This window comes from Loigolactobacillus iwatensis, from assembly GCF_003950295.1.
Taxonomy (GTDB): Bacteria; Bacillota; Bacilli; order Lactobacillales; family Lactobacillaceae; genus Loigolactobacillus; species Loigolactobacillus iwatensis.
On record NZ_RHNP01000088.1, the window covers coordinates 1 to 1,312 of the forward strand.

Sequence of the window (1,312 nt, forward strand, 5' to 3'; positions counted from 1 at the left end):
ATTTGTAGCTTCCAAAGCTGCAACCGCACGAAGCGAGTTTTTAAGTTTCGTCTGAACACTTGTATTCGGCGAGTCTATGGATTTAGGTCAAGAATCTGGACACATTTTATGTATAATTTAAGCGACTAATTTTTCCTTTTCATTTGGAGTTAAATAATCAATGCTACTGTGAATTCGAGCACTGTTATAAAAGCTCTCAATGTAGCTGAATATTGCAGCATTTGCTTCTTCAAAATCCTGATAATGGTGTTGGTAAACCTCTTCTTTTTTCAAACTGGCGTGAAATGATTCCAAACATGAATTGTCATAGGGACAGCCACGCTTGCTATAAGAATGGCGAATATGGTGTTGCGCTAAGATCTGTTCAAAGCCAGCACTGCGGTACTGGCTACCCAGATCGGTATGCACAATTAAGTTATTAGTCGTCTTTCTAGTTTCAAAGGCTTGTTGAAAAGTGCTGATCACAAGATCAGCAGTCATATGACGGCTGATTTTATGGGCAATGATTTTACGTGAATATAAATCCTGAATGCTTGATAAATAACACCAGCCATTGGCTTTGGTGTGAATATAAGTTATGTCTGCACACCACTTTTGATTTGGACTGGTTGTACGAAAATCTTGCGCGAGTATATTTGAATAATCAGTCGCATCAATATCATTAGTTTGTTGATAATGCCACTTCTTGCGCGTGATTGATTTTAACCCCATTTGGCGCATTAATCGTTGAACTAGCTTAATACTGGCAGTCTTACCTTCTTTTTGTAACGCTTTTAGAATTTTAGGTGCCCCGTAGATACGTCTAGAATTAAAGTAAATGCGTTTAATCGACTGGCTAAGTGTCTTACGACGCTTGGCTTGTGGCGATACATGATTCTGCTGATGTTCATAGTAAGTTGAGCGTGGAACTGAGAGTACTTTACAGGTTTCTTTGATACTATGGTGCTTCAAATTAATATCAACGGCTGTCTGCCAGTCATCTGGGTTTACTTTTTGGCGAATATGGTTAAGGCTTTTTTTAAGATGTCATTCTCACTTTCTAGCTGTTTCAAACGTTTTTGCAACGCTAAAACATCTGATTTGGAAATTCCACTTCCTTTGTCTTCTTTATATAGATTAATCCATTTGTAAATAGTTACATTTGATACACCATATTCGTCTGTAAGATCAGCTACCGGGGCGCCATCCTGGTACAGCTTGACAATCATTTTTCTAAAATCTACTGAGTACTTTTTCTGGCTCTCTGTCAAATCCTGTTGATAGCCAATTTTACAGCGTTAGAAGTTAGGCAACTTCTAATGCTGTTTTTTTA

At 38.0% G+C, this 1,312-nt stretch carries 2 protein-coding genes and 1 other annotated feature; both genes read right to left on the reverse strand.

All coding sequences use genetic code 11. The annotated features are described in order from the left end of the window. The first annotated feature begins 11 nt into the window (after positions 1–11). Positions 12–86, forward strand: a sequence feature (ribosomal protein L21 leader region). A gap of 31 nt (positions 87–117) precedes the next feature. Beyond that, on the reverse strand, positions 118–1,002 hold the full coding sequence (locus EKM98_RS12000) for an IS3 family transposase (protein ID WP_105782191.1): 885 nt from the start codon (positions 1,000–1,002) through the stop codon (positions 118–120). Beyond that, the gene (locus EKM98_RS12005) at positions 987–1,250 is read right to left on the reverse strand and encodes a transposase (RefSeq protein WP_225418590.1); all 264 of its coding nucleotides are present in this window, start codon (positions 1,248–1,250) and stop codon (positions 987–989) included. Before EKM98_RS12005 ends, EKM98_RS12000 begins: the two co-directional genes overlap by 16 nt. Positions 1,251–1,312: the final 62 nt, after the last annotated feature.